Origin of the sequence: Cognatiyoonia koreensis, from assembly GCF_900109295.1 — a bacterium.
Taxonomy (GTDB): domain Bacteria; phylum Pseudomonadota; class Alphaproteobacteria; order Rhodobacterales; family Rhodobacteraceae; genus Cognatiyoonia; species Cognatiyoonia koreensis.
In genome coordinates, this window is the sequence record NZ_FOIZ01000001.1 from 1,089,172 (window position 1) to 1,110,616 (window position 21,445).

Here is a 21,445-nt window from a genome sequence, read left to right on the forward strand (position 1 = left end):
GTGTGGCGAACTGCAAAAAAGATCAATGGGCAAAGTGCTGGTTAATCGACGCCGCCGTATGATTTCCCCATTCATCATATATGAGTGGCCCAGCATGAAATCCGTCTTCTGCCATGTGAGCTGGATCAAGGGATTTCGGCAAAGGCAGAAATTGCGCATGCAGATGATGATGAACGATATTTTGCAGAAGCCGGTCGAATAGCTGTGTGCGTCGCGAAAGTATCCCTTTTAATGGATGTGGCAGCAAGGGAAAGTCATGCACAGGTGGCAAGCCACATGCCGTGATGTGCTTGACTTCAAATCGTGTGGAGAGCAATCGGAGAACCTCAGTGTAGTTCTTTTGCCATGCACTGGCGGAAACTCCGTTTTTTGCGTCATTCACACCAAGGGCAGTGATCGCAACATCGTAGGGTGTCGCAGTTGTGGATTGCAGTCGCTTAACTGTGTCGCCGGCAGTTGCGCCCGTTTTTGCGATAACCCGCCAATGTACCGTGAAATCCTGGGCCAGTCGTCGCACAGTCTGGCCAGCAAGAGCCTCATCCTGATGACGGACCCCGACCCCGACCGCCGAACTATCACCAACGATAAGGACGCGTAATTCCGGCCCGTGTCCCAACGTTCCAGTACGCGGACCCTCTGGTTCAGGCATACATTGCGCGCGCGCGGCGACCCAAAGTCCCTGTGTGAGGATCACGGGAAACAATATGATGCGACCAAAATCCATGAACATGATTTTAGCGCAAGGTCAGAATTCGGCAAATATTTCTGCCAGCGTGACGTGACGGCAATCTGAAATTTCATCCAAGTATTGTCGTTATTGCGTAATTCGGTAGGAAAAAGCCGTCCTTTTTAGGCCACAAAGAAAAGTGCATGTTGAAATAAAAAGGGGCGCACCCGGTGGGCGCGCCCTATTTGTTTGCGATCGATTGCTGTTAGCGCTTGGAGAACTGGAAGCTCTTACGCGCCTTGGCTTTGCCGTACTTCTTACGCTCGACAACGCGGCTGTCGCGGGTCAGGAAACCCGCGGCTTTCAAGGCACCGCGCAGAGACGGGTCGTAAAGCTGTAGGGCTTTTGAGACGCCGTGCTTGACCGCACCAGCCTGGCCAGACAGACCGCCGCCTTTAACAGTTGCGACAACGTCGAACTGATCAACGACACCGGCAACCTGAAAAGGTTGGCGAAGGATCATCTGCAAAACAGGACGTGCGAAATAAATTGGCATGTCCTTTCCATTCACAGTGACCTTACCAGAACCAGGTTTGATCCAGACGCGGGCAACCGCATCCTTCCGTTTACCGGTTGCGTAGGAACGGCCCAGTTCGTCACGAACTGGCTCGCGGTTGATTTCGACCTGTACAGGCGCGTCAGCAACGGGTGCGACGCCCTCTGCAACTTGGCCCAGTTCTTCGAGAGAATTCACTTGATCAGCCATTATGCAGTCCCCGGTGTGCCAGTCGTTTCGGCTTTGTGCTGTGTGCGCGTGTTCTTTGCGTTCATTGATGCAACATCCAAAACTTCGGGTTTTTGAGCGTCCATGCCATGTTCGGCACCGGCAAATACGCGGAGATGCGTCATTTGTTGGCGGGACAACTTTCCGCCTGGAAGCATGCGCTGAACGGCCTTCATGACAACACGCTCGGGGTGTGCGCCCTCGAGGATTTCGCCCTTGGTCTTGGACTTGATGCCGCCGGGATGGCCGGTATGCCAGTAATAGCGTTCATCGCGCTTGTTACCGGTCATCTGAATCTTTTCAGCGTTGATCACGATGATATTGTCGCCCATGTCCATGGATGGTGTGAACGACGGCTTATGCTTGCCGCGCAAGCGCATGGCGATGATCGATGCAAGACGGCCTAGAACAACGCCTTCAGCGTCGATAACGTACCACTTCTTGTCGATATCCGCCGGAGTCGCGGAGAAGGTTTTCATAAATTCACCTAGTCGGTTGGAGGCGCGTGCGCCCTGTCATTTCGATAGCTGGCTTATAATCGCCCTACAAGCACGGTCAACGACTTAATTTGCTATATTCTTACGTGAAAACATAGACTTGTGTTTTAGGTATTAAAATACCTCATCAAATAGCAGTGTCTTCTCGGGGCTGATCTTACAATTTCCGCAGACCCAGCATCGCGCCCTTGAAGTCCTCATGTTGGATCAGCCCATTAATTGCAATTCGAACGGCATGGACGATGCGACCTTCCCGCGGCGAAAAGTACTCGGCTGGCTTAATTAAACTCCTGAGGTCTCCGCAGATGCACAGAATGCCGCCGCACGTCATTCCACGGGAAGCTCAAGCCGAAGAGACAGTAGGTAGCAAGAGCATGTGAACGCGCGACCTTGTAGTGTCTCTACACGCTTGAAGAAGCAGCGCAGCCTTTTTGACAGGCATAGACACCTGCATCTTCCTGACTGGGCCGGACGCGTTTCGGCCCAGTCTTCTTAGCTAATATGACTGTCCTACCCGCGTTCAGGAGGAATCGAATAGGTTAAGCTAGCCCTTGCCACTGGTTGATTTTCACCTTCCGAAAACATGAGCACGTCTCCGACTGCCAGAACGCGACCTAACTTGAGCAATCGCGTTTCGCCAATCAGATCCTGCCCAGCTCTCGGTTTGCGCATGAAATCAATGCTACAGCTCGTCGTCACGGCAAGCGCGACAGGACCAAGGCGTGCAAGGATCGCCAGATAAACACCGACGTCTGCGAGCGCGAACATCGACGGGCCAGAAACCGTCCCACCGGGACGCAAATGATTGTCTCGCGTCTTCAGCCGCACTCTCAACAGATCGGCAGTCAATCCATCGATCACAAAATCTGAGCTGACCTGCGGAAAGTCCGTGCGCAGAAAGTCCTGCAGCGCGAGAACGTCCATCTTGAGTTTCATACATCCACCACCCTAGTCTGGCATCACACCAGAGGAGGCGAAGAATGACAATCCTGAAGCGGGCTGATGCAGAAGGCATTGCCCATCTGACTCTCAACATGCCCGAAAAGCTTAATGCGCTTTCCGATGCGATGATCGCTAGGTTTCATGCCCTACTTGATAAAATTGCAGATGATCCCACTGTGAAAGTCGTAATCGTGTCCGGTGCCGGGAAGGCATTTTGCGCAGGACATGATCTAGGGGAGATGCGTGCGAAAGATGCCGAAGCCCTGAAAGACTTGTTCGATCGGTGCGCGGCGCTAATGCTTGCGATTCATGCCCTGCCCCAACCCATCATTGCTCAGGTTCATGGAATCGCGACCGCAGCTGGCTGCCAGCTTGTTGCAACCTGCGATCTGGCCGTTGCGGCTGAAGATACACGTTTTGGCGTGAATGGCGTTAATATTGGATTATTTTGTTCGACGCCGATGGTCGCGTTGACGCGCAATATCGGTCGCAAAGCAGCATTTGAAATGCTGACAACAGGTCGTTTCATAAGCGCAGAAGAGGCTGTCACAATGGGGCTGGTAAATAAAGCGGTGCCGCCAGACATGCTACAACAGAAAACCCGCGAGCTTGCTGCAATGATCGCCGCAAAACGGACGGCGGCTGTCAAACTTGGAAAGGAAACGTTCTATCGACAGGCAGACATGGATGTCGCGAGTGCCTATGAGTTTGCCGGCGATGCTATGGTCCGCAATATGGCTATTCCCGATACACAGGAAGGGATCGCCGCCTTTCTAGAGAAACGCGCACCAAAATGGGACTAGAGTTCGTAGAGATCGCTGAATTTCTTTTCAAGATAGTTTAACAATGGCTCTTCAGACGGTTCCGCGCCAGTCGCGTGACTGATCGTGTCACGTGGAGTGCGAAGCCCGCCAAATTGCTGAAGATGCTCGCGCAACCAACCTGTCGCCTTTGATGTGTCACCCTTGGCAAGATCAGTGTCCAAATCGGGCACTGCTTTGCGCAACGACTCGTGGAGACATCCGGCATAGACATTGCCCAATGAATACGTTGGAAAGTATCCGAACAAACCTTCGGACCAATGCACGTCCTGCAGAATACCATTTGAAGGCTTGTCGATGGAATAGCCAAAATCAGCGGCAAACCGGTCATTCCAAGCCGCTTCCAAATCCGACACCTGCAGATCACCGCTTATTAACGCACGCTCAATGTCAAATCGAAGTAAGACGTGTAAATTGTACTGCACTTCGTCTGCTTCTGTCCGGATGAACCCATTAGCGACACGGTTCACGCAGGCATAGAACGCGTCCTCGTTGGCGATGCCAAAATCACCAAACTGGTCGCGCATCTGGCCAAATAGCCATCCCGTAAAGGAGCGACTGCGGCCGATCTGGTTTTCGTAGATACGGCTCTGGCTCTCATGGACACCCATGGATACACCACTGCCCAGCGGTGTCAGTAAATACTGCCGGTCAATCCCTTGTTCGTAGGCAGCATGGCCGACCTCGTGGATTGTCGAATAAAAGCAGTTAAACGGGTCGTGCGGGTTCGTTCGGGTGGTTATGCGGACATCCAGCCCCGACCCTGATGAAAATGGGTGAACGGCCTTGTCGATCCTGCCGTAGGTTTTGTCATACCCGAAAGCCAGTGCAAGCTTTTCCGACAATGCAAGCTGCCCGCTTTCATCAAAAACTACAGTGAGCTTTTCAGGAACCGGCATTTCGAGAATTGCATTTCGCAAAGGGACCAAGCGCAACCGAAGCGCTGCGAACATTTGCCCAATCGTTTCGCCTGATGCACCGGGCTCATAGTCGGCAAGCAGCGCATCGTACGGGTCCGAGCCATCAGCGATTGCCAACGCTTCTTCGCGCCGCAATGCCACAACTTTTTCCAACATGGGTAGGAACGCAGCAACATCTTCATTCACTCGCGCCTCGGCCCAAACGCGATGTGCCAAGGACGTCGTTTTCGCGATTTCTGTTGCTAGATTTGCCGGTACTTTCGATGCTCGGGCATATGATCGGCGGACTTCGCGGATATTTGCGACAGCGACCTCATCGTCCGCCTTTGCCGCTTCGAGCCAATCACCAATCCGCGGATCCGTACGACGTGCATGCAAGACGGACGCCAACGCCCCGTGTTCTTCTGCACGTTGAGGGGTAGCACCAAGCGGCATCATGGTTTCCTGATCCCACCCAAGCCGTCCTGCGATCTGGGCAAGGGCATGCGTGTCTCGGGTAAATGCCATCAGGGCTTTGTAGGCTGTCATATACCATTCCCGCGGATGCTTTGCGGGTGCGGATAGCGGGTTAGAAACCGCGCGCGCAGCACAAGAACCCAGAGTATGACCGCTCCGAATTGATGCACGATAGCGATGTGAACAGGTGCAGAGTACATGACCGTAAAGATTCCGATGACCATTTGTAGAAACATCATGGCAATAACTGCATGTGCAGCGAAACGGATTGATGAATTGGCGCTGCCGCGCATCCGGATAACTGCGTAAACACCGAACAGAAATAGGATGTAGCCGGCAATGCGATGCATGAATTGCACCAACCCCGCATCCTCGAAGAAGTTGCGCCAGACAGGTTGCAGATCGAACGGTTGCGGTGGAAAGAAGCCGCCTGCCATCAAGGGCCAATCCGGATATGCCCTTCCAGCGTCAATGCCAGCCACCAAAGCGCCCAGAAGGATTTGGAAGAACGTAAAGGCAAGCAGCACGGTCGCGAGTGTGAAGAGGATCGGGTTTCCGGCCCTTCGCGCCTTAAGGAGGTCTGATTCCCGTCGGGACAACTGCAGGATATTCCATGTCAGAAAACCGAATATCACGAATGCCAGGCCTAGATGTATTGCAAGGCGGTAGGACGCGACGTCCAACATGCCAGGCTTTAACCCAGACGAAACCATCCACCACCCTACTGCGCCCTGCAAACCGCCCAATCCACCAAGCAGAAGTAATCGGGACGTCCAACCGTTCGGAATTTTCCGCGTGACATAGAAATAGGCGAAGCCGAGTGCCCAGACGAGACCGATGACGCGCCCAAGCTGACGATGTCCCCATTCCCACCAGTAGATAACCTTGAATTCCGCAAGGGTCATACCTTTGTTCTGCTCAATATATTCGGGGATTTCGCGATACTTGTTGAATTCTTCTTCCCAAGCTTCAAGGGACGTCGGCGGTATGGCTCCGTTGATAGGTTTCCATTCCGTGATCGAAAGCCCGCTGTCCGTGAGGCGTGTCAGCCCACCCACCGCGATCATGACGGCGACCAGCGCAAAGAGGATCACCAACCAGGTACGGATCTGCTTGCGCGCACCGCTATTCCCTTTGTCGATTCCGCCAGGGGCCGCCACCTGTTTTTGGGTCGTTCCAACCTCTTCGAAGATGTTGCGGGTCTTATCTGCCATGTTGCGCTCCAGATCTTTGTCGCGGAACCTATGGCGGAGCATCTTAGGCTTCAAGGGCGGGAACGTGTGACGATGTGTCTGTCTATTCCGCTGGAAACTTATTTTCCGGATCTTTTGACGTGCCTTTGAGGATTTCTTCCCATACTTCGATAAACGGCCCGATCATTGCGTCCTTAAGGGTGGGGTGCTTTTGCGGAATGATATTTCCATCACGATCGGCAAGACCATAGTTCAAGTCTTCATATCCATCGGGGACGTAAAGTGTGCCGAACATCCAGTCCCAGATCGCGAATATCTCTCCGTAATTGCAATCATGATGCTTCGGATTTGACGAGTGATGGATCTGGTGTTGCGCCGGGGAAATCAGGATATGCTCCAACAGGCGCCCGTAGCTGATCCAGATATGGCTGTGGCGCAGGTGCCCGCCGAAGAAAACGTAAGCATTGAATGTGAGCGTGCTTCCGTAGATCACCGAAATGTCGATCGTGCCAACGACGCCGAATAGGATCAGGCCTTGCGCGATCCCGACAAGTGCGGAAATAACTAGTATCTGTAGGACGGAATACATCGGGTGAGCCCGCAGAAACGTGATTGGTGTCATCACCTCAGCACTGTGATGGACGGCATGAAATGGCCAAAGAAAGCGCTGCTCATGGTGCAGGTAATGGTTCCAGTATCTGCAGAAGTCCTGAACAAGAAATAAAATTGTCCCTGCAAGAATGCTCCTGACGAGTCCTGTAATCTCTGATCCGCCGCTCATTGTTAATTGCGCAAGCTGCGTTGTGATCGCAAAAGTGACGTATGGCGTGATTAGCAAAGCTGAAAGCGCACCGGTTGCCGTGATCGCACCGTTGAAAAGAGCGACCTTGATATCAACGTTCGTTGACGGATGCGTCCAGACATCCTTTGGCAACATGTATGTAAGGAACGGTTTTGTGCGGCCCCGTAGCGACCATACGACATAGACGATGATAACTGTCGCGGCCAGATAGACTGGCGACAACAGAAATTTCACACCGAAGTATGTCTGAAGATTAGACCAGATGTATTGCGCAAGTTCCATTCGCCTGCCCAGCGTTGTTTGTTCGCGCATAACAACGCTTTGGGGCAGATTTAGGGCCTTCTTTGGAAGAAAATCTCAGTCCGCGCGGTTTCTCCAACGCACCATCTGGCGCATGACCCCGTGCAACATCTGTACGTCGGCACGTGTCAGTGGCATGCGCGACCAAAGATTACGCAAGTTCAGCTTCATGTTTGCGGCCTTATGATCCGGAAAAAAGAACCCGGCTTCGTGCAGACGGTCTTCGTAGTGTGCGGCCAGTTTTTCAATCTCGACCTGCGCGGCCATGTCGTGCGACGCAGCGGCGGTGGTCGGGGTTGCAATCTCGCCCTGACGGCGAAATTCATAGGCTGTCAGCAGCACGCATTGTGCGAGGTTCAGTGACGGGAAATCAGGATTCACAGGGACGGAAATAATTGCGTTAGCCCGTGAAATATCGTCGTTTTCCATACCGGCCCGTTCAGGTCCAAAGAGCACCGCAGTCTTTTCGCCTGATGCAATACGCGCTGCGCAATCCGACATTGCCTCTTCAGGTGAAAACACGGGCTTGGTTAGATCACGAGGCCGCGCTGTCGTTGCATAGACGAAGGTGCAATCGCTGATAGCATCCGCCGTTGTCGCGAACAGCTGCGCTTCGTCCAAGAGCCGCCCTGCCCCCGACGCCATGGCGACTGCTTTCTGATTGGGCCAACCGTCGCGTGGATCGATGATCCGCATACGATCCAGCCCGAAATTCCACATCGCGCGTGCTGACGCACCGATATTCTCGCCCATTTGCGGCCTGACGAGGACAAAAGTCGGTTGCGGGTTTGGAGTTGGCATGGCGCGCTTATGCACAGGTTTTGCACCATAGCCAAGCCGTGAAAAGCGCGGTAAAGCAATGGTAACACGACCAAAAGGGTTGACCGATGTCCGACAATCAAGACCTGCCGCAGGTTTATCTAATCACTCCATCCGAAATCGAATTATCCACATTTCCGCAAACGCTTGCCGCATGTCTGGATTCGGTGGCGGTCGCTTGCGTGCGTCTTGCGCTTGGGACCAGAGATGAGGACCGGATCGCAAAGTCGGCTGATGCGTTGCGTGAAATAACCCACGCACGTGACGTTGCGCTGGTGATCGAAACCCATGTGCAAATGGTAGAACGACTTGGCCTTGATGGCGTTCATTTGACGGACGGTGCCAAGTCCGTGATGAAGGTGCGCAAGGATTTGGGCGAAGATGCGATTGTCGGGGCGTACTGCCGCCAATCACGCCACGATGGAATGACTGCGGGCGAGCTGTCTGCCGACTACGTGGCATTTGGTCCGGTTGGTCAGTCCACGTTGGATGACGGAAATAGAGTAGAATTTGAGCTGTTTGAATGGTGGTCCCAGATGATTGAGGTACCGGTTGTCGCGGAAGGCGCCCTCGATCACGATATCCTTCGCCAGTTGGCAGCGCACACTGATTTCTTTGGGATCGGCGATGAGATCTGGAAAACAGATAACCCTGTTCTTGCGCTGCAAGATTGTATCAAGGCAATGGCGTGAGGCCTGATCTCGTTTGATCCTCCAGCGATCTTGCCAGGGTTTTTCGGCTTTCGAAGTCATCAATCTGGACCGGTGGATGGTATATAACCGTGACTCCACCTTGGGGTGAAGCGGCCAGTGTGGCGAGTAGGTGTGGCGCAAGGTCCATGTTGCCCCACCACCCGTAGAATCTGCGGTCCTGACTTGGGGCCGGTTCGTAGCGAACTGTGACTGCCTGCAACGAAAGATGAGTAAACTCTGGCGCGAAGAACGCTGCAAATAGCGTTGGCTTGAATGGCAAGACCTGTAGCCCGTCTGTTGACGTACCTTCCGGAAAGAACAAGAGACGCTGATCTACGGCAAGACGTTCTTTGAACGCCTCAATCTGGTTCAGAGATTCGCGCCTGTCGCGTTTTACAAAAACGGTTCCAGTCGCTTTTGCGAGCCATCCGATGCCAGCCCATCCGGCGACTTCTTCCTTTGCCACAAAAGTGATGCGCTGGCCTGCGTTTAAGGCAAAGATATCAAGCCAGCTTGAGTGGTTAGCAACAACTGCGCCTGGCCCCGGCATTGGCTTACCTATAATGCGGTACCTGATGCCGATAATGCGAAATGCTGTCCTGCAAACGAATTGTGTAATGAACGGCGTTACGGGGCGGCGTTCTCCGCAAAGCGGGGCCTCGATCAATCGTAGCAACAAGAGCAAAATGAGGCAGATTGCGATGAGCGCAATAAGCAAGAAACCTTTTATCGCCACCCGCAGCCAACCAGAAGTCGAAATCGGCGTGCCTGGCGGAATATCCTTGGATTGCCAAGTCGGTGAATTCATCTGGCGTAGATTGCTCTATGTCGGTCGTTCATATTTGCTACGTCGAGGATCATACATACGTCTGTCGTGTTGAATTCACGATCAACATATGCCCCCTGCCCGACTGTTCCGCCAAGACGCAGATAGGCTTTGATCAATGCCGGGGTTTGACGAAGCGCTTCTTTCTTGTCTGCGTTCACAACAGGCAGCGTGAGATGCTGACGCGACGGCACGGCGAATGCGCTATTGTGATCGGCAAAGAGCATGTTCAGCGAAGCTGCATGTCCCATTGGGTCGATGCCATGGAAGGATGCGACCCCGAACAGAATCTCTGTCCCTGTGACTTCAATATGATCTGCCAGCGATTGCCAGATATGAAACATAGCCGATCCGCCCCGATAGTCGCGGTGCAGACAGGACCGACCAAGTTCCAGAAGACATTTCCCCGACATTTTAAGTGCCGCGATATCGTATTCCCGTTCGGTAGAAAACTCCCCGGCGAGTTCTGCCTGCTTGGCATTCATCAGCCTGTAGACACCGACAATTTGATCAGACTGCGGGCGGCTAAGGTCACGAAGAAGCAAATGATCTGCGTACTTGTCGAACGCATCCTTTTCTACGCGGTCTGCCCCATCAAAGGTTTTGTCCACAGCACCAAGTTCCTTGACAAAAACGTCGTACCGGAGCCGCTGAGCGGCAAGGATGTCCGCGTCATTGCGTGCAAAATGGGTCTGAAACTGTGGGATGGATGATGCCATCAGGTTTGTCAGTCACCAAAGAAAAACGTGCGTCAGACGTTCTTAGGGACGCGCTGGACTTTTCGCAACCATCTCGGATTTGCACTTGTAAAACATGTTTCGTATGGCCTAGCCTTGCACTACCACAGGTTGCATCTAGACTTGCTGGCTATCGCGTATCAGATTGGACCAACACAAGCATGACACGAGTCCCATCAATCACCATCTTGCCAACTTCGCGAAAATTCACTGTGATTTTTGCGTTGATATTAGATTGGACCTGTCCAATCCCCCAGTCGGGTTCTTCAGGATTGCGCACAAGCATACCCGGCTCAAGGATCGCATTCATTTCTAACATCGGGGCCCTCAATGCAAGATAGATTGGCAACACTCGTTGGATCACGAATCTGCCATGATCTAATTAGCCCAATTGGTGCCATCGGCAATGGTGTTGAATTGCTAGAATTGACGGGAGCCAGTTCCGGTTCTGAACTCTCTCTCATCTCTGAAAGTGTTCAGAACGCCAACGCCCGTATTCGGTTCTTTCGCATCGCATTTGGTGCCGCATACGGTGATCAAATCATCAGTCGCAAGGATGTCTTGTCGATCTTGACTGCAAATGCGCGCGGCGGGCGCCTCACTTATTATTGGCAGGCTGAAGGCGAACATCGTCGGGACGAAGTGCGTATCGCATTCTTGTTGTTGCTATGTTTTGAAACAGCAATGCCGACGGGAGGGGAAGTTACCGTACAACGTGACGGTGAGGACTGGGTCATGACGGCGGTGTCTGATCGCTTGAAAATTGATGAAGAACCTTGGAACGGGCTCACACACATGGGTTCGTCCATTGACTATAGCGCCTCACATGTCCAATTCGCGATGTTGCCGACAGTTATGGCGGGCAGCCATCGCAAATTGAGAACCGACATTAGTGCAACGCAGATTGTCGCACGCTTCTAGGATCGAACTGTTCCGTCACCGGTGACCAGGTACTTGAAACTTGTCAATTGAACCGCTCCAACCGGTCCACGAGCATGTAATTTTCCGGTGGCAATACCGATTTCCGCCCCCATACCGAACTCTCCACCATCGGCGAACTGCGTCGATGCGTTTCGCATTAGAATTGCGCTATCAACGTTCTTGAAGAACTTTGCGGCAACGTCGTCGTCTTCGGTCATGATTGCATCCGTATGGTTCGATCCATACGTACGAATATGCTCTATCGCGGCCTGAAGTCCGTCGACAATCTTGACTGCTATGATCATGTCGAGGAATTCTTTCCCGAAGTCATCGTTTTTTGCCGGCACTGTGCCGGGAACCTGTGCGGCCCCTTCCGCACGCACCTCCACTCCAGCGTCCAGCAGATCTTTGACAAGTACTTCCCCGTCAGTGTTCCAAAATGCCTTATTGATCAGCAAGCATTCTGCAGACCCGCAAATACCGGTGCGGCGCGTTTTAGCGTTCACTACGACACTGCGCGTTTTTTCAAGATCTGCAGTCGCATCTACATAAATATGGCAGATGCCCTCAAGGTGCGCGAAAACAGGGACGCGGGCTTCCTTTTGAACAAGACCGACAAGACCCTTTCCACCGCGGGGCACGATAACATCGATAAAATCGGTGGCTTGCAGCATTGCCGTGACAGCCGCGCGATCACGGGTTGGAACGAGCTGAATAGCGGCATCTGGCAGCCCTGCTGCGCGCAGACCTTCCAACAGGCAGGCGTGGATTGCCGTCGATGAATGGAAAGATTCAGATCCACCGCGCAAGATGACGGCATTGCCTGATTTCAGACATAAAGCAGCAGCATCGGCGGTAACGTTCGGGCGGGATTCATAGATAACTCCGATAACCCCAATTGGTGTACGTACCCGCTGGATATGCAAGCCACTTGGCTGGTTCCACTCCTCCATAACAGACCCAATTGGGTCTTGCTGAGCTGCCACTAACCGCAGGCTATCGCAAATTCCCTTTATGCGCACTGCGTCAAGCATCAAACGATCCATCATGGCACCGGTGAGGTTCTTTTTTCGCCCGTAATCGAGATCGGTCTTGTTGGCCGCTATGATCTTGGTGCGCTGCGCCCAGATGGCATCAGCGGCAGCGTCAAGTGCTCTTGTTTTCTGCTGTGCAGTTGCCGACGCCAGATCACGCGCTGCACCTTTCGCGGCAGCGCCCATTTCCTGCATGAAGTTTGGATTGAGTTCGTTCATCGTGTCCGCTCCTGCAAAACAAGGTCATCTCGGTGAATAAGTGCGGCCCGGCCTTTATATCCAAGCACGGCTTCGATGTCAGTGCTACGCAGTCCTTGAATGCGGGCTGCTTCATCCGCCGTGTATCGTGAAAGACCTTGTGCCAGCGTGTGACCATCAGGTGCCAGAACGGCAACTGGATCGCCTCGCTCGAATGCACCAGAGGTTGCGGTAACGCCAGCTGGCAAAAGGCTCTTACCGTCGTGAAGCGCTCTGATAGCACCAGCATCAATCGAGATTTTCCCGCAAGGTTTCATTGTTGCAATCCAACGCTTGCGCGCGGCTTGCGGTGAAATTTGTGCCGTGAACCAAGTCGCTTTCGCGCCGTTTTCTAGCTCTTGCAATGGATTGAGCGGTGATCCTAATGTGATTGCCATCGCGCAGCCGGCTTCTGTCGCAACGCGGGCTGCCATGATCTTTGTCTTCATGCCGCCCTTTGACAGGCCAGATCCGGCGTCACCTGCCATATTCATGACGTCGGCAGTGATATCGTCGACCAGCGGAATATGTTCGGCTTTAGCGTCTTGTGCCGGATTTGCAGTGTAGAGCCCATCGACATCAGAAAGCAGTATCAACTGATCGGCGCCAATTGTCACAGCGACTTGGGCGGCAAGCCGATCATTGTCGCCATACCGGATTTCATCTGTCGCAATTGTATCGTTCTCATTTACGATTGGTATGACCCCAAGAGAAAGAAGCGTCTCAAGAGTTGCGCGTGAGTTCAGGTAGCGGCGCCGATCTTTTGAATCTTCGAGAGTGACCAAAACTTGGCCGGTCTTGATGCGAAAAGGTTCCAGCGCCTCTTCGTAAGCTCTTGCAAGACGGATTTGTCCGACAGCAGCGGCAGCCTGTGATTGTTCAAGAGGCAACTCGCTGGATGGCAGACCCAAAACACCCCGCCCAAGTGCAATTGAACCCGATGAAACAAGGATAACTTCAGTGCCGCGTTGACGAATACGGGCCACATCTTCTGCCAGAGATTTCAACCATTCGTGTCGCAGACCCTTTTCGCGGTCCACAAGAAGAGCAGAACCGATCTTTACGACAAGTCTTTTCGCAGCTGTCAGGGTTTCCATGGCTGGACTTCTTCTTTGTCCTCTTCGGCTTTTTTGTGGCGAAGCCGGTTGTCGTCAATCTCTGAGCGTAATGCGCGTAGTACCTCCGCCGTTCCCTCACCAGTTGCTCCGGACATCAAAAGCACAGGACCATCACAGACATCCTGCATTTCGTCGTGCAGAAAGACGCGTTCCTCCGCATCAAGCGCATCGATCTTGTTAAGCACTGTAATGCGTGGCTTGTCAGAAATATTACCATAACTTTCAACTTCTTGCACGATTGCTTTATAGTCTCGCATCGGATCACCAGACGTTCCATCGACAAGATGCAGCAGAACCGCACAGCGTTCGACGTGCGCGAGAAATTCGAAACCAAGTCCCTTGCCTTCAGACGCACCTTCAATCAGGCCCGGAATATCCGCCACGACGAATTCCACCTCATCAATGCCGACGACACCAAGGTTCGGAACAAGTGTCGTAAACGGATAATCGGCGACCTTGGGTCGCGCATTCGACGTGGCTGCCAAGAACGTAGATTTGCCAGCATTCGGCATGCCCAGCAGCCCGACGTCTGCGATCAGCTTCAGCTGTAACCAGATCGTGCGTTCGATCCCTTCCTGTCCAGGATTAGCACGACGGGGTGCCTGATTTGTGGCCGACTTGAAACGCAAGTTGCCCCAGCCGCCATTCCCGCCTTTCGCGATCACAAAACGCTGCTCAACCTCTGTCATATCTGCAAGAACTGTTTCGCCGTCTTCGTCAATGATTTCGGTTCCTACAGGCACGCGCAGAATGATGTCGTCGCCGCTTGCTCCTGTGCGTTGGCTACCCATCCCATGCTGGCCATTCTTGGCAAAGAAATGCTGCTGATAGCGAAAATCGATCAATGTATTCAGGCTGTCGACGCATTCTGCGATGACAGAGCCACCGTTGCCGCCATCACCACCATCGGGACCACCGTACTCGATAAATTTCTCACGACGGAATGACACGCACCCGCCACCACCGCTCCCAGAGCGGATGTAGACCTTTGCAAGATCGAGGAACTTCATGGCGGTGTCTTTCTGACGGGGTCGTGCGTGCGATAAGCTATTCTGAGCTGTCCCTCAAGGCGTTGTAAGCTTCGCGGGTCAGAACGTGTTGGATCACAGGTGTAGGCCTGTCGCGGGCTTTGGAATGAACAATTTCGCGATGGGATTCGATAAAACCGTGTTTCGTCAATACTCGGGTCGAAGCCGGATTGTCGAACCAGGCCGAGGCATGAATCTGATCCCAATCATACTTCTTGAAAGCTTCTGTCAAGGCATGGCTGACGATCCGCGTCCCGATGCCTTGGTCCCAGAACCGCTTGTCGAGCATATAACCAAGCTCACCTTCTGTTATGCCGATTGTACCAATCAGTCCGATGTCAGTGAAGACCCCCCAGACAAAGCCCACACCGCCATAGGCCAGACAACGAGACCGCGTAAATTCCGGATCGGACGGGAATGGCCATGATCCGAGTTGCCGCACAATATGCCAGTCACTCACGATCGGATGAAGGGCGTGAAAGTCCTGATGTTCAAGGTTCCGATAGCCAAGTTCGATCATCGTGCGTTCCATAAGGATTTTGTGAGCACCATGCGCTGCGTTGGCACAGGTTGACCAGTCGCTGATTTAATCGGGGCATCAATGTGTGTATTCACAAAACCAAGCTTTTTCAGAACATTGCATGACGCATCATTGCCCAAATGATAACCAGACACGAGTGGATCGTCAGCATAAGTGAAGTAATCTGTCACCACCGCAGTCGCAGCTTCGGTCATCAAACCACGTCCGTGGTCCTCTGTCCGAAGCCAATAGCCAAGTTCTGATCCGATTGAAATTAAACCGATTAAACCCCCACCTTCATCAAGAACCCAATGCAAATTTGCACTCGCATGGGTGCAAGATATCAGAAAATTTTCGGCATCCTGGAAGTCGTATGGCTGTGTCACAGCGGTGAGCCAGAAGTGAACATTGGGATTCTGCAAGGCTGCGGTAATCGGCGTGGCATCTGTCGGTAGAGGCGGACGCAACGTTAGGCGCTCGGTCTTCAAAGTTGGTGTCATTTCGTGTCTCCCTACCGGGACACGGCCCGGCATGGCCGGGCGGTCAATGACCTAGCTCGGCACTTTCAACGTATAGGTCCACGTCGGGACAACGGCATTGCGCGCGACGGAAAACGCCTCTGCATCTCCGAGGTAATCAAAACCGCAGTTTGTCAAAACGCGAGCAGAGCCCGGATTATCCTGAAATGCCTCAGCAAAATAGCGTTCGGCGTGATGCGGATTGGCAGACAGCAGGGATTTAACTGCTTCGGTGGCAAAGCCAACGTTCCAGAATGCCGGAGCAACCCAGTAGAAGACTTCGGATTGGGCGCGATCCATATGGGTCAAGCTTATGGTTCCCAAGACTTCCGCATGGCCGGTGGCAGAGCCGTCCATGATCCAGATGTCTTCGGTTCGGTTGGGACCCAACGCTCTGACAATCAAGTTTTCCATAGTGCCAGGCGGCAAAGGATGCGGGATTGATCGTGTCCCGCGAGCGAGATTGCGATCACCGGCGTACATGTTCAACAAGCCAGCATCAGAGGCTTGCGGCGGTCGCAAGACAAACCGGTCTGATGTAACCGTGATCTGATCTGTAATCATTTCATGCATCATGGTTTCCCCTCCTCCGAAAAACCAGAAGTTCACTCACTGCCCCGCGTGTGGCCAAGTTATGACAGGCCTGAGGTATGAAATAGACCATTGCCAAGTCAGCGAACGAAAATTGAACTCCGCAAACGAAAAGGGATCGGTCTTGCAACCGATCCCCCAAATGTATCGCCTTTGGAATTTCGGCTTACTCAGCGGCCTCCGCCACTGGGAGAACCGAAATGAAGGTGCGGCCTTTGAGACCCTTGTGGAATTTCACCTGGCCTTCGGCCGTTGCGAAAATTGTATGGTCCTTGCCCATACCAACGCCAGAGCCTGGCCACATCTTTGTGCCACGCTGGCGCATGATGATGTTGCCCGGGATGACGGCTTCGCCACCGAATTTCTTGACGCCAAGGCGGCGACCAGCAGAGTCGCGACCGTTACGGGATGAACCGCCTGCTTTTTTATGTGCCATTGGTCTTTGTCCTTACTTTGCCAGTTTCTTGGCCTGATCGATCCAACCTTCGCGGTCGATGCGGCCTTTGAATGACAGTTTCTCGTCCATAGCAGCGACGTCTTCCGGTGTCCACGCAGCGATCTGCGCAAATGTGGTGACGCCAGCAGCGTGAAGTTTCTTCTCGAGTGCCGGGCCAACCCCTGACAGCTCCTTGAGATCATCGCCGCCTGCTGTAGCTTCCTTCTTTGCCGCTGCTTTCTTGGCAGGTGCTTTCTTTTCTGCCTTCGGAGCCGCCTCAGCTTTCGCTTCTGCCTTCTTAGTCTCAGCCTTTTTCTTCGGCGTGGAGGCCGCGACTGCAACCGCACCAGCAGCTGCAACAACAGCTACGGCTCCGGCAGCGATGGCAAGGCCGCGGCCAGAAACAGCAGCTGCGATTCCGGACTTGTCGGCACCCTTTTCAAGGATGTCACCAATACGGACGAGCGTCAGCTGTTGGCGGTGACCTTTCTTGCGCGCGGAAGAGTGCTTCCGGCGACGCTTAACGAAGTTGATCGTCTTCGGGCCTTTGATCTGATCGATCACTTCGGCTTGGACGCCAGCACCCTCGACGAGTGGTGTACCGACGGTGTCGCCAACCATCAGAATTTCATTAAATTGGATTTTGTCGCCCGCTTGGGCATTAAGCTTTTCGACACGCAGCACGTCACCAGAGGTGACTTTGTATTGCTTGCCGCCGGTTTTGAGAACCGCAAACATTGGGTCGTTCCTTTTAATTTCCGCGTCAATCAGGCCACTTGCGTGTTCTCGGGTCACCCCGCCTGCCAACTGCGCGCCAATCGGCGTCATTTTGCATAGCGCCACACAAGTGCCTTGTGCGGATGGCGGCTTATCTGGCGAAGTGCCCTTCAAGTCAACCCCTTATGAACGAGAAGAATATGACGTTACGCAGTCTCTCCATTTTCGTCCTGCTGGCAGGATGTTCAACTGATGCCAATCACATAGGCAACCCGCTTCTGCTGCCAATTTCGGGCTTCGGCACCGCGGTAGAGAATCAAGAGTATACCCAGCGACGTGGCCGTGTGGAATTGGCCGTAAAGACGAACTACCCCGAGATCCTGAACGAAATTAGGTCCGGTGATGGTCCGTCACTGCGAATGGCCATGGATGCAGCACAAGTACCAGTCAGAGACCGCCCGGCACGTATCACGCAACTGCAGGGCGATCTCGGACTATACAGCGGGAATCCGGGCGCGCTTGTGACCGCACTTATGGTTTACGGCACTTGAACCTTAGAGTTCCTGCCGCGTCATGAATCTCGATGAAGCCCGACCAAGATTCTTGGAGATGTCCTCGAACATCCCGTCAAATGCAGAAAACAAAGCGTTATTAATGTCCCTGCCCGCTTCTGTTTCGGAAAAATCGATGTAGGCTTGAATGTCTTCGTCCGCGAGCGGCTGGTATGCCAAGTAGAGAAACGAATAGACCCACTCTGTCGTGTTAGTGCGGATGTCAGGCTCCTGCGACCAAACATCGGCAAGAATTTCTTCTTCCGAAAGCGCTTGCGGAAACGCTCCACCATCCATCAGCCCGATATAGAAGGCGAAATTTGCGTTCATTGCTCCGACAACATTTGCCTCAACAATGTTGTTCACGTCGGCGTAGGTTTTGATCAATTCCATCCGCGGGTCTTCATCTGCCAGCGCAAGCGCCGCAGCCTCCTTGCTCGCTTCTTCAACCGTTTCGTCCAGCAAGGCTTCCCGTGCAGAAACTTCAAGGTTGATAATCGTACGGCCGAGATCTGAGTCGAAGAATGCAATCATGGAGTCAATATCATCGTCTGCCAGATCGGTCGCGAAGGCGATTTTGACTTCCGCTTCCATGCGGTCAAGATTGTAGATCGTACTGACAGCTTTATCCCAGTCCGGCCCCGGATCACCCATGAAAAGATCAGTTCCGATGTCCTCACCATACGCCAAACCTTCTTCCCGCATGATCGAAAGCAGATCCGCCAGTGCGAGTACATCATAGAGCTTCCCTATCTTGTCTGCTTCGCTGTCCTGCGCGGACAGAGTTCCCCCGACGGCGACTGCCGTAAAAAGTGCAATTCCATAAGACAAGCGAGAGAACATCAGAAGCCTTTCAGATACGTTGAGCATTTCAGAGATAGGCGATGCAGTCCTCAATTCCAAGCAGGTGGTAGTGAAACTCCGGATATGCGGCAAATCTGCTTGCATGGTCTGCGTACCGCGATTACATCGCGAAACGTTGACCCCTAGCGCGGAGAGGTGCCGGAGTGGTCGAACGGGGCGGTCTCGAAAACCGTTGTGGGTGCAAGCCCACCCAGGGTTCGAATCCCTGTCTCTCCGCCAGATTTCATTTTAGCGCCATTATCTATGTGGAACGAGCGAAGTCAGCAGATTGCTCATTGGCTTTTGAACCTGACAAAACGCTGACAGTCCACTTAAGCCAGCTGTTCGGATATAGCATGTAGAAGGGATATACGCTGTCTTTGGACCCAAAGATCCGAAGGCTTCTTGAGAAAATAAATAGAACGAGGAAAGCCCCATGTCCGACGAAATCTCCAAGAAACATTCCCGCCGCGGCGCTCTTGCTAAAATCGGTGCCCTTGCCTTGACTGCATATTCCGTCCCTGCCCTGACGACCCTCAGCATGGCCCATGCATCCAGCGGAAACAGCGGTTCCTCTGGTGCTTCTTCAAACAGCGGACCTTCAAAGAACAGCGGTCCATCAAAAAATAGCGGACCGTCCCGCAACAGCCGGCCGTCATCGAACAGTGGTCCCTCGAACAACAGTGGTCCTTCATCAAACAGCGGTCCTTCAAGCAACAGCGGACCGTCCCGCAACAGCCGGCCATCACGGTCATCCGGACCCAGCCGGTCTTCCGATGACTGCAACCCGGACGTCACTGATACAAATGATCCGCAATACTGCACGAATTGATTGTCAGTATCTCTCCCCGCCGTTGCCTGCGGGGAGAGTCATCCGCTTTGACGCGGTAACACTTTGATTTAGACTATCGCTTATGTTGACTGAAGCGCATGTTACGCAAACCTCCATCACTTTTGATGGGCTGAAGGCTCCGGTTCTGCTGAATGATGCAGATAGTCTTTTGCCCACCATTCGTGCTGTCCTGCCTTCATGGAACTTTTCAACACACTGCGCCGACCCGGCGGTCGTCCCCAGCGCAGTTCTTACGAACGTCGGCAATAACATATACCGTTGCCAGCTGCGCGACCCTGCAGAACCCGCGCGGCGCTGGGATGCGGTGAATGCCGTTTGCGAGATGATTGTCGCGCTTGCTTGGGAACAGATCGAAGCAAATCCAAGCTGGCTTTGCCTTCACTGCGCCGCGGTCGAAATCGATGGCAGACTTGTCCTGTTTCCAAATCGCCGCCGAAGTGGCAAGAGCACACTAACAGCCGTTTTGGCACATCGTGGCTACCGTGTCTTCACAGACGACTTTCTTCCCGTTCAAATCGACAGCAACGGCTATATGAACGGTTTCGCGAACGGGATCGCGATGCGTATTCGCCAACCCCTACCGGCAGAGTTCAGCGAAACGTTTCAGGAATGGGCGATCCGCACGACTGTCACTGCGAATAAGCAGTATGCGTATCTTTCGCCCAAGACACTTGCCGCGCGCGGAGAGACGCTGCCGATTGGTGCTATTGTGGTGCTGGACCGCACTGATACGTATGATCTAGCGGAATTGAGCCCGGTTTCCGAAGCTGACGTGTTGGATGATCTCGTGACGCAGAATTTCGCACGGATCACACACTCTGGTCGCATTCTACAAGCCAGCTATGGTGTTGCGCGGTCTGCACAGCGCTTTCGGTTAACTTATAGCTCGGCTGAGGCGGCAGCGGATCAACTCGAACGCGCTCTGGTTGGTACGCAGGCCCAGTTGCTTCCGGTGCCGGAGTTACACGAAATGCCGGCGGAAGTTGATTTGGGCACCGTTGACACAGCGTTGCTTCCAGCATTTGACAACAGTACGTCGTTTCACCGGGTCCCTCACTTCACGGAGGTAGGTTTGGGGGATCAGCACTATGTTGCCGATGCATATGGTGTCGGTATTCATCGCATGAATCCCGGCTCAAGGGTCATTTGGACAATACTGGAAGAACCTGCATCATTGAGCGAAATTTGTAGCATTCTCTCAGCAGCGTTCCCGGAAACGTCGGTTGAACAGATCAGTCAAGATGCCGAAGCGACCCTGCAACAGTTCATGGAGTGCCACCTCATCCAGCCCGTGGACCGGAATTCAGGAATGACGGAATGAGCGGCAGTTCGAAAAACTTGAGCCGTCGGGCTGCGCTTGCAAGGCTGGGACTTGCTGTAGGTGCTATTTACTGCAGTCCTGCGTTGACGGAGCTGAGCAGTGCGCAAGCGTCGTCAGAGGCAAGTGAACCATCCGATCCATCACCGCCGTCTGCTCCTTCGGGCCCTTCTCCGCCGTCACAGCCATCGCCGCCATCACAACCGACCCGACCCAGTGTTGCCTCGAAACCGACGGCTCCATCAGTTGCAAGCAATCCCTCTGGTCCCGAAAAAGAAGAACCGTCCAGCAGGGCGAACAGAAA

Annotated in this window: 27 protein-coding genes and 1 tRNA gene; 6 read left to right on the forward strand and 22 right to left on the reverse strand. The window is 53.4% G+C overall.

Annotation, left to right across the window (positions count from 1 at the left end):
* Positions 1-22: 22 nt before the first annotated feature.
* The 4 genes from BMY44_RS05425 to BMY44_RS05440 all read right to left on the reverse strand — a co-directional run bounded on the left by BMY44_RS05425 (position 23) and on the right by BMY44_RS05440 (position 2,884).
* Positions 23-730 (reverse strand): SGNH/GDSL hydrolase family protein, encoded by a 708-nt coding sequence (locus BMY44_RS05425; RefSeq protein ID WP_089991219.1) that lies wholly within the window; start codon positions 728-730, stop codon positions 23-25.
* Positions 731-932: 202 nt separating this feature from the next.
* Entirely contained in the window at positions 933-1,433 is a 501-nt protein-coding gene (gene rpsI, locus BMY44_RS05430) for a 30S ribosomal protein S9 (protein WP_089991222.1), read from the reverse strand.
* Positions 1,433-1,930: a 50S ribosomal protein L13 gene (rplM, locus tag BMY44_RS05435; protein ID WP_089991227.1), complete on the reverse strand. Its 498-nt coding sequence runs from the start codon at positions 1,928-1,930 to the stop codon at positions 1,433-1,435. The genes rpsI and rplM overlap by 1 nt, the downstream gene beginning before the upstream one ends.
* Before the next feature lie 528 nt (positions 1,931-2,458).
* Positions 2,459-2,884 carry a PaaI family thioesterase gene (locus BMY44_RS05440; RefSeq protein ID WP_089991230.1) on the reverse strand — a complete coding sequence of 142 codons (426 nt, stop codon included), beginning with the start codon at positions 2,882-2,884 and terminating at the stop codon, positions 2,459-2,461.
* 17 nt (positions 2,885-2,901) lie between these two features.
* Between BMY44_RS05440 and BMY44_RS05445 the strand changes: the two genes are divergently transcribed.
* Entirely contained in the window at positions 2,902-3,693 is a 792-nt protein-coding gene (locus BMY44_RS05445; RefSeq protein ID WP_278246572.1) for an enoyl-CoA hydratase, read from the forward strand.
* Here the strand turns inward: BMY44_RS05445 and BMY44_RS05450 are convergent.
* The 4 genes from BMY44_RS05450 to BMY44_RS05465 form a co-directional block, all read right to left on the reverse strand.
* Positions 3,690-5,159, reverse strand: a complete 1,470-nt coding sequence (locus BMY44_RS05450) for a carboxypeptidase M32 (RefSeq protein ID WP_089991236.1) — start codon at positions 5,157-5,159, stop codon at positions 3,690-3,692. The two genes, BMY44_RS05445 and BMY44_RS05450, sit on opposite strands and share 4 nt — an antisense overlap.
* Positions 5,156-6,301, reverse strand: a complete 1,146-nt coding sequence (gene ctaA, locus BMY44_RS05455; RefSeq protein WP_089994587.1) for a heme A synthase — start codon at positions 6,299-6,301, stop codon at positions 5,156-5,158. Before ctaA ends, BMY44_RS05450 begins: the two co-directional genes overlap by 4 nt.
* Before the next feature lie 82 nt (positions 6,302-6,383).
* Complete coding sequence (locus tag BMY44_RS05460) at positions 6,384-7,394, reverse strand: sterol desaturase family protein (RefSeq protein ID WP_089991239.1); 1,011 nt, start codon at positions 7,392-7,394, stop codon at positions 6,384-6,386.
* A gap of 45 nt (positions 7,395-7,439) precedes the next feature.
* Positions 7,440-8,183, reverse strand: coding sequence for an RNA methyltransferase (locus tag BMY44_RS05465; protein WP_089991242.1), 744 nt, complete (start codon positions 8,181-8,183; stop codon positions 7,440-7,442).
* Positions 8,184-8,269: 86 nt separating this feature from the next.
* Between BMY44_RS05465 and BMY44_RS05470 the strand changes: the two genes are divergently transcribed.
* The gene (locus tag BMY44_RS05470) at positions 8,270-8,893 is read left to right on the forward strand and encodes a thiamine phosphate synthase (protein WP_089991245.1); all 624 of its coding nucleotides are present in this window, start codon (positions 8,270-8,272) and stop codon (positions 8,891-8,893) included.
* On the opposite strand, the gene olsA is transcribed toward BMY44_RS05470, so the two are convergent.
* The 3 genes from olsA to BMY44_RS05485 all read right to left on the reverse strand — a co-directional run bounded on the left by olsA (position 8,877) and on the right by BMY44_RS05485 (position 10,775).
* Positions 8,877-9,701, reverse strand: a complete 825-nt coding sequence (gene olsA, locus BMY44_RS05475; RefSeq protein ID WP_089991248.1) for a lyso-ornithine lipid O-acyltransferase — start codon at positions 9,699-9,701, stop codon at positions 8,877-8,879. The two genes, BMY44_RS05470 and olsA, sit on opposite strands and share 17 nt — an antisense overlap.
* Positions 9,698-10,438: a GNAT family N-acetyltransferase gene (locus BMY44_RS05480; protein ID WP_089991251.1), complete on the reverse strand. Its 741-nt coding sequence runs from the start codon at positions 10,436-10,438 to the stop codon at positions 9,698-9,700. The genes olsA and BMY44_RS05480 overlap by 4 nt, the downstream gene beginning before the upstream one ends.
* 148 nt (positions 10,439-10,586) lie before the next feature.
* Entirely contained in the window at positions 10,587-10,775 is a 189-nt protein-coding gene (locus BMY44_RS05485) for a DUF3553 domain-containing protein (protein ID WP_089991252.1), read from the reverse strand.
* Between the two features lie 11 nt (positions 10,776-10,786).
* On the opposite strand from BMY44_RS05485, the gene BMY44_RS05490 reads away from it, so the two are divergent.
* Positions 10,787-11,377: a histidine phosphotransferase family protein gene (locus BMY44_RS05490; protein ID WP_089991255.1), complete on the forward strand. Its 591-nt coding sequence runs from the start codon at positions 10,787-10,789 to the stop codon at positions 11,375-11,377.
* Here the strand turns inward: BMY44_RS05490 and BMY44_RS05495 are convergent.
* The 8 genes from BMY44_RS05495 to BMY44_RS05530 all read right to left on the reverse strand — a co-directional run bounded on the left by BMY44_RS05495 (position 11,374) and on the right by BMY44_RS05530 (position 17,597).
* Positions 11,374-12,630, reverse strand: coding sequence for a glutamate-5-semialdehyde dehydrogenase (locus tag BMY44_RS05495; RefSeq protein WP_089991258.1), 1,257 nt, complete (start codon positions 12,628-12,630; stop codon positions 11,374-11,376). The genes BMY44_RS05490 and BMY44_RS05495 overlap by 4 nt on opposite strands.
* Positions 12,627-13,745 carry a glutamate 5-kinase gene (gene proB, locus BMY44_RS05500; RefSeq protein WP_089991260.1) on the reverse strand — a complete coding sequence of 373 codons (1,119 nt, stop codon included), beginning with the start codon at positions 13,743-13,745 and terminating at the stop codon, positions 12,627-12,629. The genes BMY44_RS05495 and proB overlap by 4 nt, the downstream gene beginning before the upstream one ends.
* The gene (gene obgE, locus BMY44_RS05505; RefSeq protein ID WP_089991263.1) at positions 13,733-14,776 is read right to left on the reverse strand and encodes a GTPase ObgE; all 1,044 of its coding nucleotides are present in this window, start codon (positions 14,774-14,776) and stop codon (positions 13,733-13,735) included. The genes proB and obgE overlap by 13 nt, the downstream gene beginning before the upstream one ends.
* A 37-nt stretch (positions 14,777-14,813) precedes the next feature.
* Positions 14,814-15,314, reverse strand: coding sequence for a GNAT family N-acetyltransferase (locus tag BMY44_RS05510; RefSeq protein WP_165611787.1), 501 nt, complete (start codon positions 15,312-15,314; stop codon positions 14,814-14,816).
* A complete protein-coding gene (locus BMY44_RS05515; protein ID WP_165611788.1) occupies positions 15,311-15,814 on the reverse strand; it encodes a GNAT family N-acetyltransferase in 504 nt (167 codons plus the stop codon). Before BMY44_RS05515 ends, BMY44_RS05510 begins: the two co-directional genes overlap by 4 nt.
* A gap of 51 nt (positions 15,815-15,865) precedes the next feature.
* Entirely contained in the window at positions 15,866-16,408 is a 543-nt protein-coding gene (locus BMY44_RS05520; protein WP_089991271.1) for a GNAT family N-acetyltransferase, read from the reverse strand.
* 181 nt (positions 16,409-16,589) lie between these two features.
* Positions 16,590-16,859 carry a 50S ribosomal protein L27 gene (rpmA, locus tag BMY44_RS05525; RefSeq protein ID WP_089991273.1) on the reverse strand — a complete coding sequence of 90 codons (270 nt, stop codon included), beginning with the start codon at positions 16,857-16,859 and terminating at the stop codon, positions 16,590-16,592.
* A 12-nt stretch (positions 16,860-16,871) separates the two neighbouring features.
* Entirely contained in the window at positions 16,872-17,597 is a 726-nt protein-coding gene (locus BMY44_RS05530; protein WP_089994589.1) for a 50S ribosomal protein L21, read from the reverse strand.
* A gap of 164 nt (positions 17,598-17,761) precedes the next feature.
* Between BMY44_RS05530 and BMY44_RS05535 the strand changes: the two genes are divergently transcribed.
* Entirely contained in the window at positions 17,762-18,127 is a 366-nt protein-coding gene (locus BMY44_RS05535) for a hypothetical protein (RefSeq protein WP_242650490.1), read from the forward strand.
* 3 nt (positions 18,128-18,130) lie between these two features.
* Here the strand turns inward: BMY44_RS05535 and BMY44_RS05540 are convergent, their stop codons facing one another.
* A complete protein-coding gene (locus BMY44_RS05540; protein ID WP_242650491.1) occupies positions 18,131-19,075 on the reverse strand; it encodes a DUF2059 domain-containing protein in 945 nt (314 codons plus the stop codon).
* Between the two features lie 45 nt (positions 19,076-19,120).
* Here BMY44_RS05540 and BMY44_RS05545 point away from each other — a divergent pair.
* Positions 19,121-19,210: transfer RNA gene (locus tag BMY44_RS05545), tRNA-Ser, on the forward strand.
* 18 nt (positions 19,211-19,228) lie between these two features.
* Here BMY44_RS05545 and BMY44_RS05550 read toward each other — a convergent pair.
* The gene (locus BMY44_RS05550; protein WP_131801576.1) at positions 19,229-19,756 is read right to left on the reverse strand and encodes a hypothetical protein; all 528 of its coding nucleotides are present in this window, start codon (positions 19,754-19,756) and stop codon (positions 19,229-19,231) included.
* 128 nt (positions 19,757-19,884) lie between these two features.
* On the opposite strand from BMY44_RS05550, the gene BMY44_RS05555 reads away from it, so the two are divergent.
* On the forward strand, positions 19,885-21,144 hold the full coding sequence (locus tag BMY44_RS05555) for a PqqD family protein (RefSeq protein ID WP_089991279.1): 1,260 nt from the start codon (positions 19,885-19,887) through the stop codon (positions 21,142-21,144).
* A 67-nt stretch (positions 21,145-21,211) separates the two neighbouring features.
* Here the strand turns inward: BMY44_RS05555 and BMY44_RS05560 are convergent, their stop codons facing one another.
* Positions 21,212-21,397 (reverse strand): hypothetical protein, encoded by a 186-nt coding sequence (locus tag BMY44_RS05560; protein ID WP_131801577.1) that lies wholly within the window; start codon positions 21,395-21,397, stop codon positions 21,212-21,214.
* Positions 21,398-21,445 lie beyond the last annotated feature (48 nt).

Excerpts from the sequence above, each read along its gene's own strand:
- BMY44_RS05535 (WP_242650490.1), top strand. The coding sequence starts at position 17,762 with ATGAACGAGAAGAATATGACGTTACGCAGTCTCTCCATTTTCGTCCTG.
- BMY44_RS05510 (WP_165611787.1), bottom strand. The coding sequence starts at position 15,314 with ATGATCGAACTTGGCTATCGGAACCTTGAACATCAGGACTTTCACGCC.
- BMY44_RS05490 (WP_089991255.1), top strand. The coding sequence starts at position 10,787 with ATGCAAGATAGATTGGCAACACTCGTTGGATCACGAATCTGCCATGAT.
- BMY44_RS05480 (WP_089991251.1), bottom strand. The coding sequence starts at position 10,438 with ATGGCATCATCCATCCCACAGTTTCAGACCCATTTTGCACGCAATGAC.
- BMY44_RS05520 (WP_089991271.1), bottom strand. The coding sequence starts at position 16,408 with ATGATGCATGAAATGATTACAGATCAGATCACGGTTACATCAGACCGG.
- rpmA (WP_089991273.1), bottom strand. The coding sequence starts at position 16,859 with ATGGCACATAAAAAAGCAGGCGGTTCATCCCGTAACGGTCGCGACTCT.
- BMY44_RS05465 (WP_089991242.1), bottom strand. The coding sequence starts at position 8,183 with ATGCCAACTCCAAACCCGCAACCGACTTTTGTCCTCGTCAGGCCGCAA.
- rplM (WP_089991227.1), bottom strand. The coding sequence starts at position 1,930 with ATGAAAACCTTCTCCGCGACTCCGGCGGATATCGACAAGAAGTGGTAC.
- BMY44_RS05515 (WP_165611788.1), bottom strand. The coding sequence starts at position 15,814 with ATGACACCAACTTTGAAGACCGAGCGCCTAACGTTGCGTCCGCCTCTA.
- BMY44_RS05530 (WP_089994589.1), bottom strand. The coding sequence starts at position 17,597 with ATGTTTGCGGTTCTCAAAACCGGCGGCAAGCAATACAAAGTCACCTCT.
- BMY44_RS05540 (WP_242650491.1), bottom strand. The coding sequence starts at position 19,075 with ATGCAAGCAGATTTGCCGCATATCCGGAGTTTCACTACCACCTGCTTG.
- olsA (WP_089991248.1), bottom strand. The coding sequence starts at position 9,701 with ATGAATTCACCGACTTGGCAATCCAAGGATATTCCGCCAGGCACGCCG.
- BMY44_RS05440 (WP_089991230.1), bottom strand. The coding sequence starts at position 2,884 with ATGAAACTCAAGATGGACGTTCTCGCGCTGCAGGACTTTCTGCGCACG.
- BMY44_RS05470 (WP_089991245.1), top strand. The coding sequence starts at position 8,270 with ATGTCCGACAATCAAGACCTGCCGCAGGTTTATCTAATCACTCCATCC.
- BMY44_RS05450 (WP_089991236.1), bottom strand. The coding sequence starts at position 5,159 with ATGACAGCCTACAAAGCCCTGATGGCATTTACCCGAGACACGCATGCC.
- proB (WP_089991260.1), bottom strand. The coding sequence starts at position 13,745 with ATGGAAACCCTGACAGCTGCGAAAAGACTTGTCGTAAAGATCGGTTCT.
- BMY44_RS05485 (WP_089991252.1), bottom strand. The coding sequence starts at position 10,775 with ATGTTAGAAATGAATGCGATCCTTGAGCCGGGTATGCTTGTGCGCAAT.
- BMY44_RS05555 (WP_089991279.1), top strand. The coding sequence starts at position 19,885 with ATGTTGACTGAAGCGCATGTTACGCAAACCTCCATCACTTTTGATGGG.
- BMY44_RS05495 (WP_089991258.1), bottom strand. The coding sequence starts at position 12,630 with ATGAACGAACTCAATCCAAACTTCATGCAGGAAATGGGCGCTGCCGCG.
- ctaA (WP_089994587.1), bottom strand. The coding sequence starts at position 6,301 with ATGGCAGATAAGACCCGCAACATCTTCGAAGAGGTTGGAACGACCCAA.
- BMY44_RS05425 (WP_089991219.1), bottom strand. The coding sequence starts at position 730 with ATGTTCATGGATTTTGGTCGCATCATATTGTTTCCCGTGATCCTCACA.
- BMY44_RS05460 (WP_089991239.1), bottom strand. The coding sequence starts at position 7,394 with ATGCGCGAACAAACAACGCTGGGCAGGCGAATGGAACTTGCGCAATAC.
- rpsI (WP_089991222.1), bottom strand. The coding sequence starts at position 1,433 with ATGGCTGATCAAGTGAATTCTCTCGAAGAACTGGGCCAAGTTGCAGAG.
- obgE (WP_089991263.1), bottom strand. The coding sequence starts at position 14,776 with ATGAAGTTCCTCGATCTTGCAAAGGTCTACATCCGCTCTGGGAGCGGT.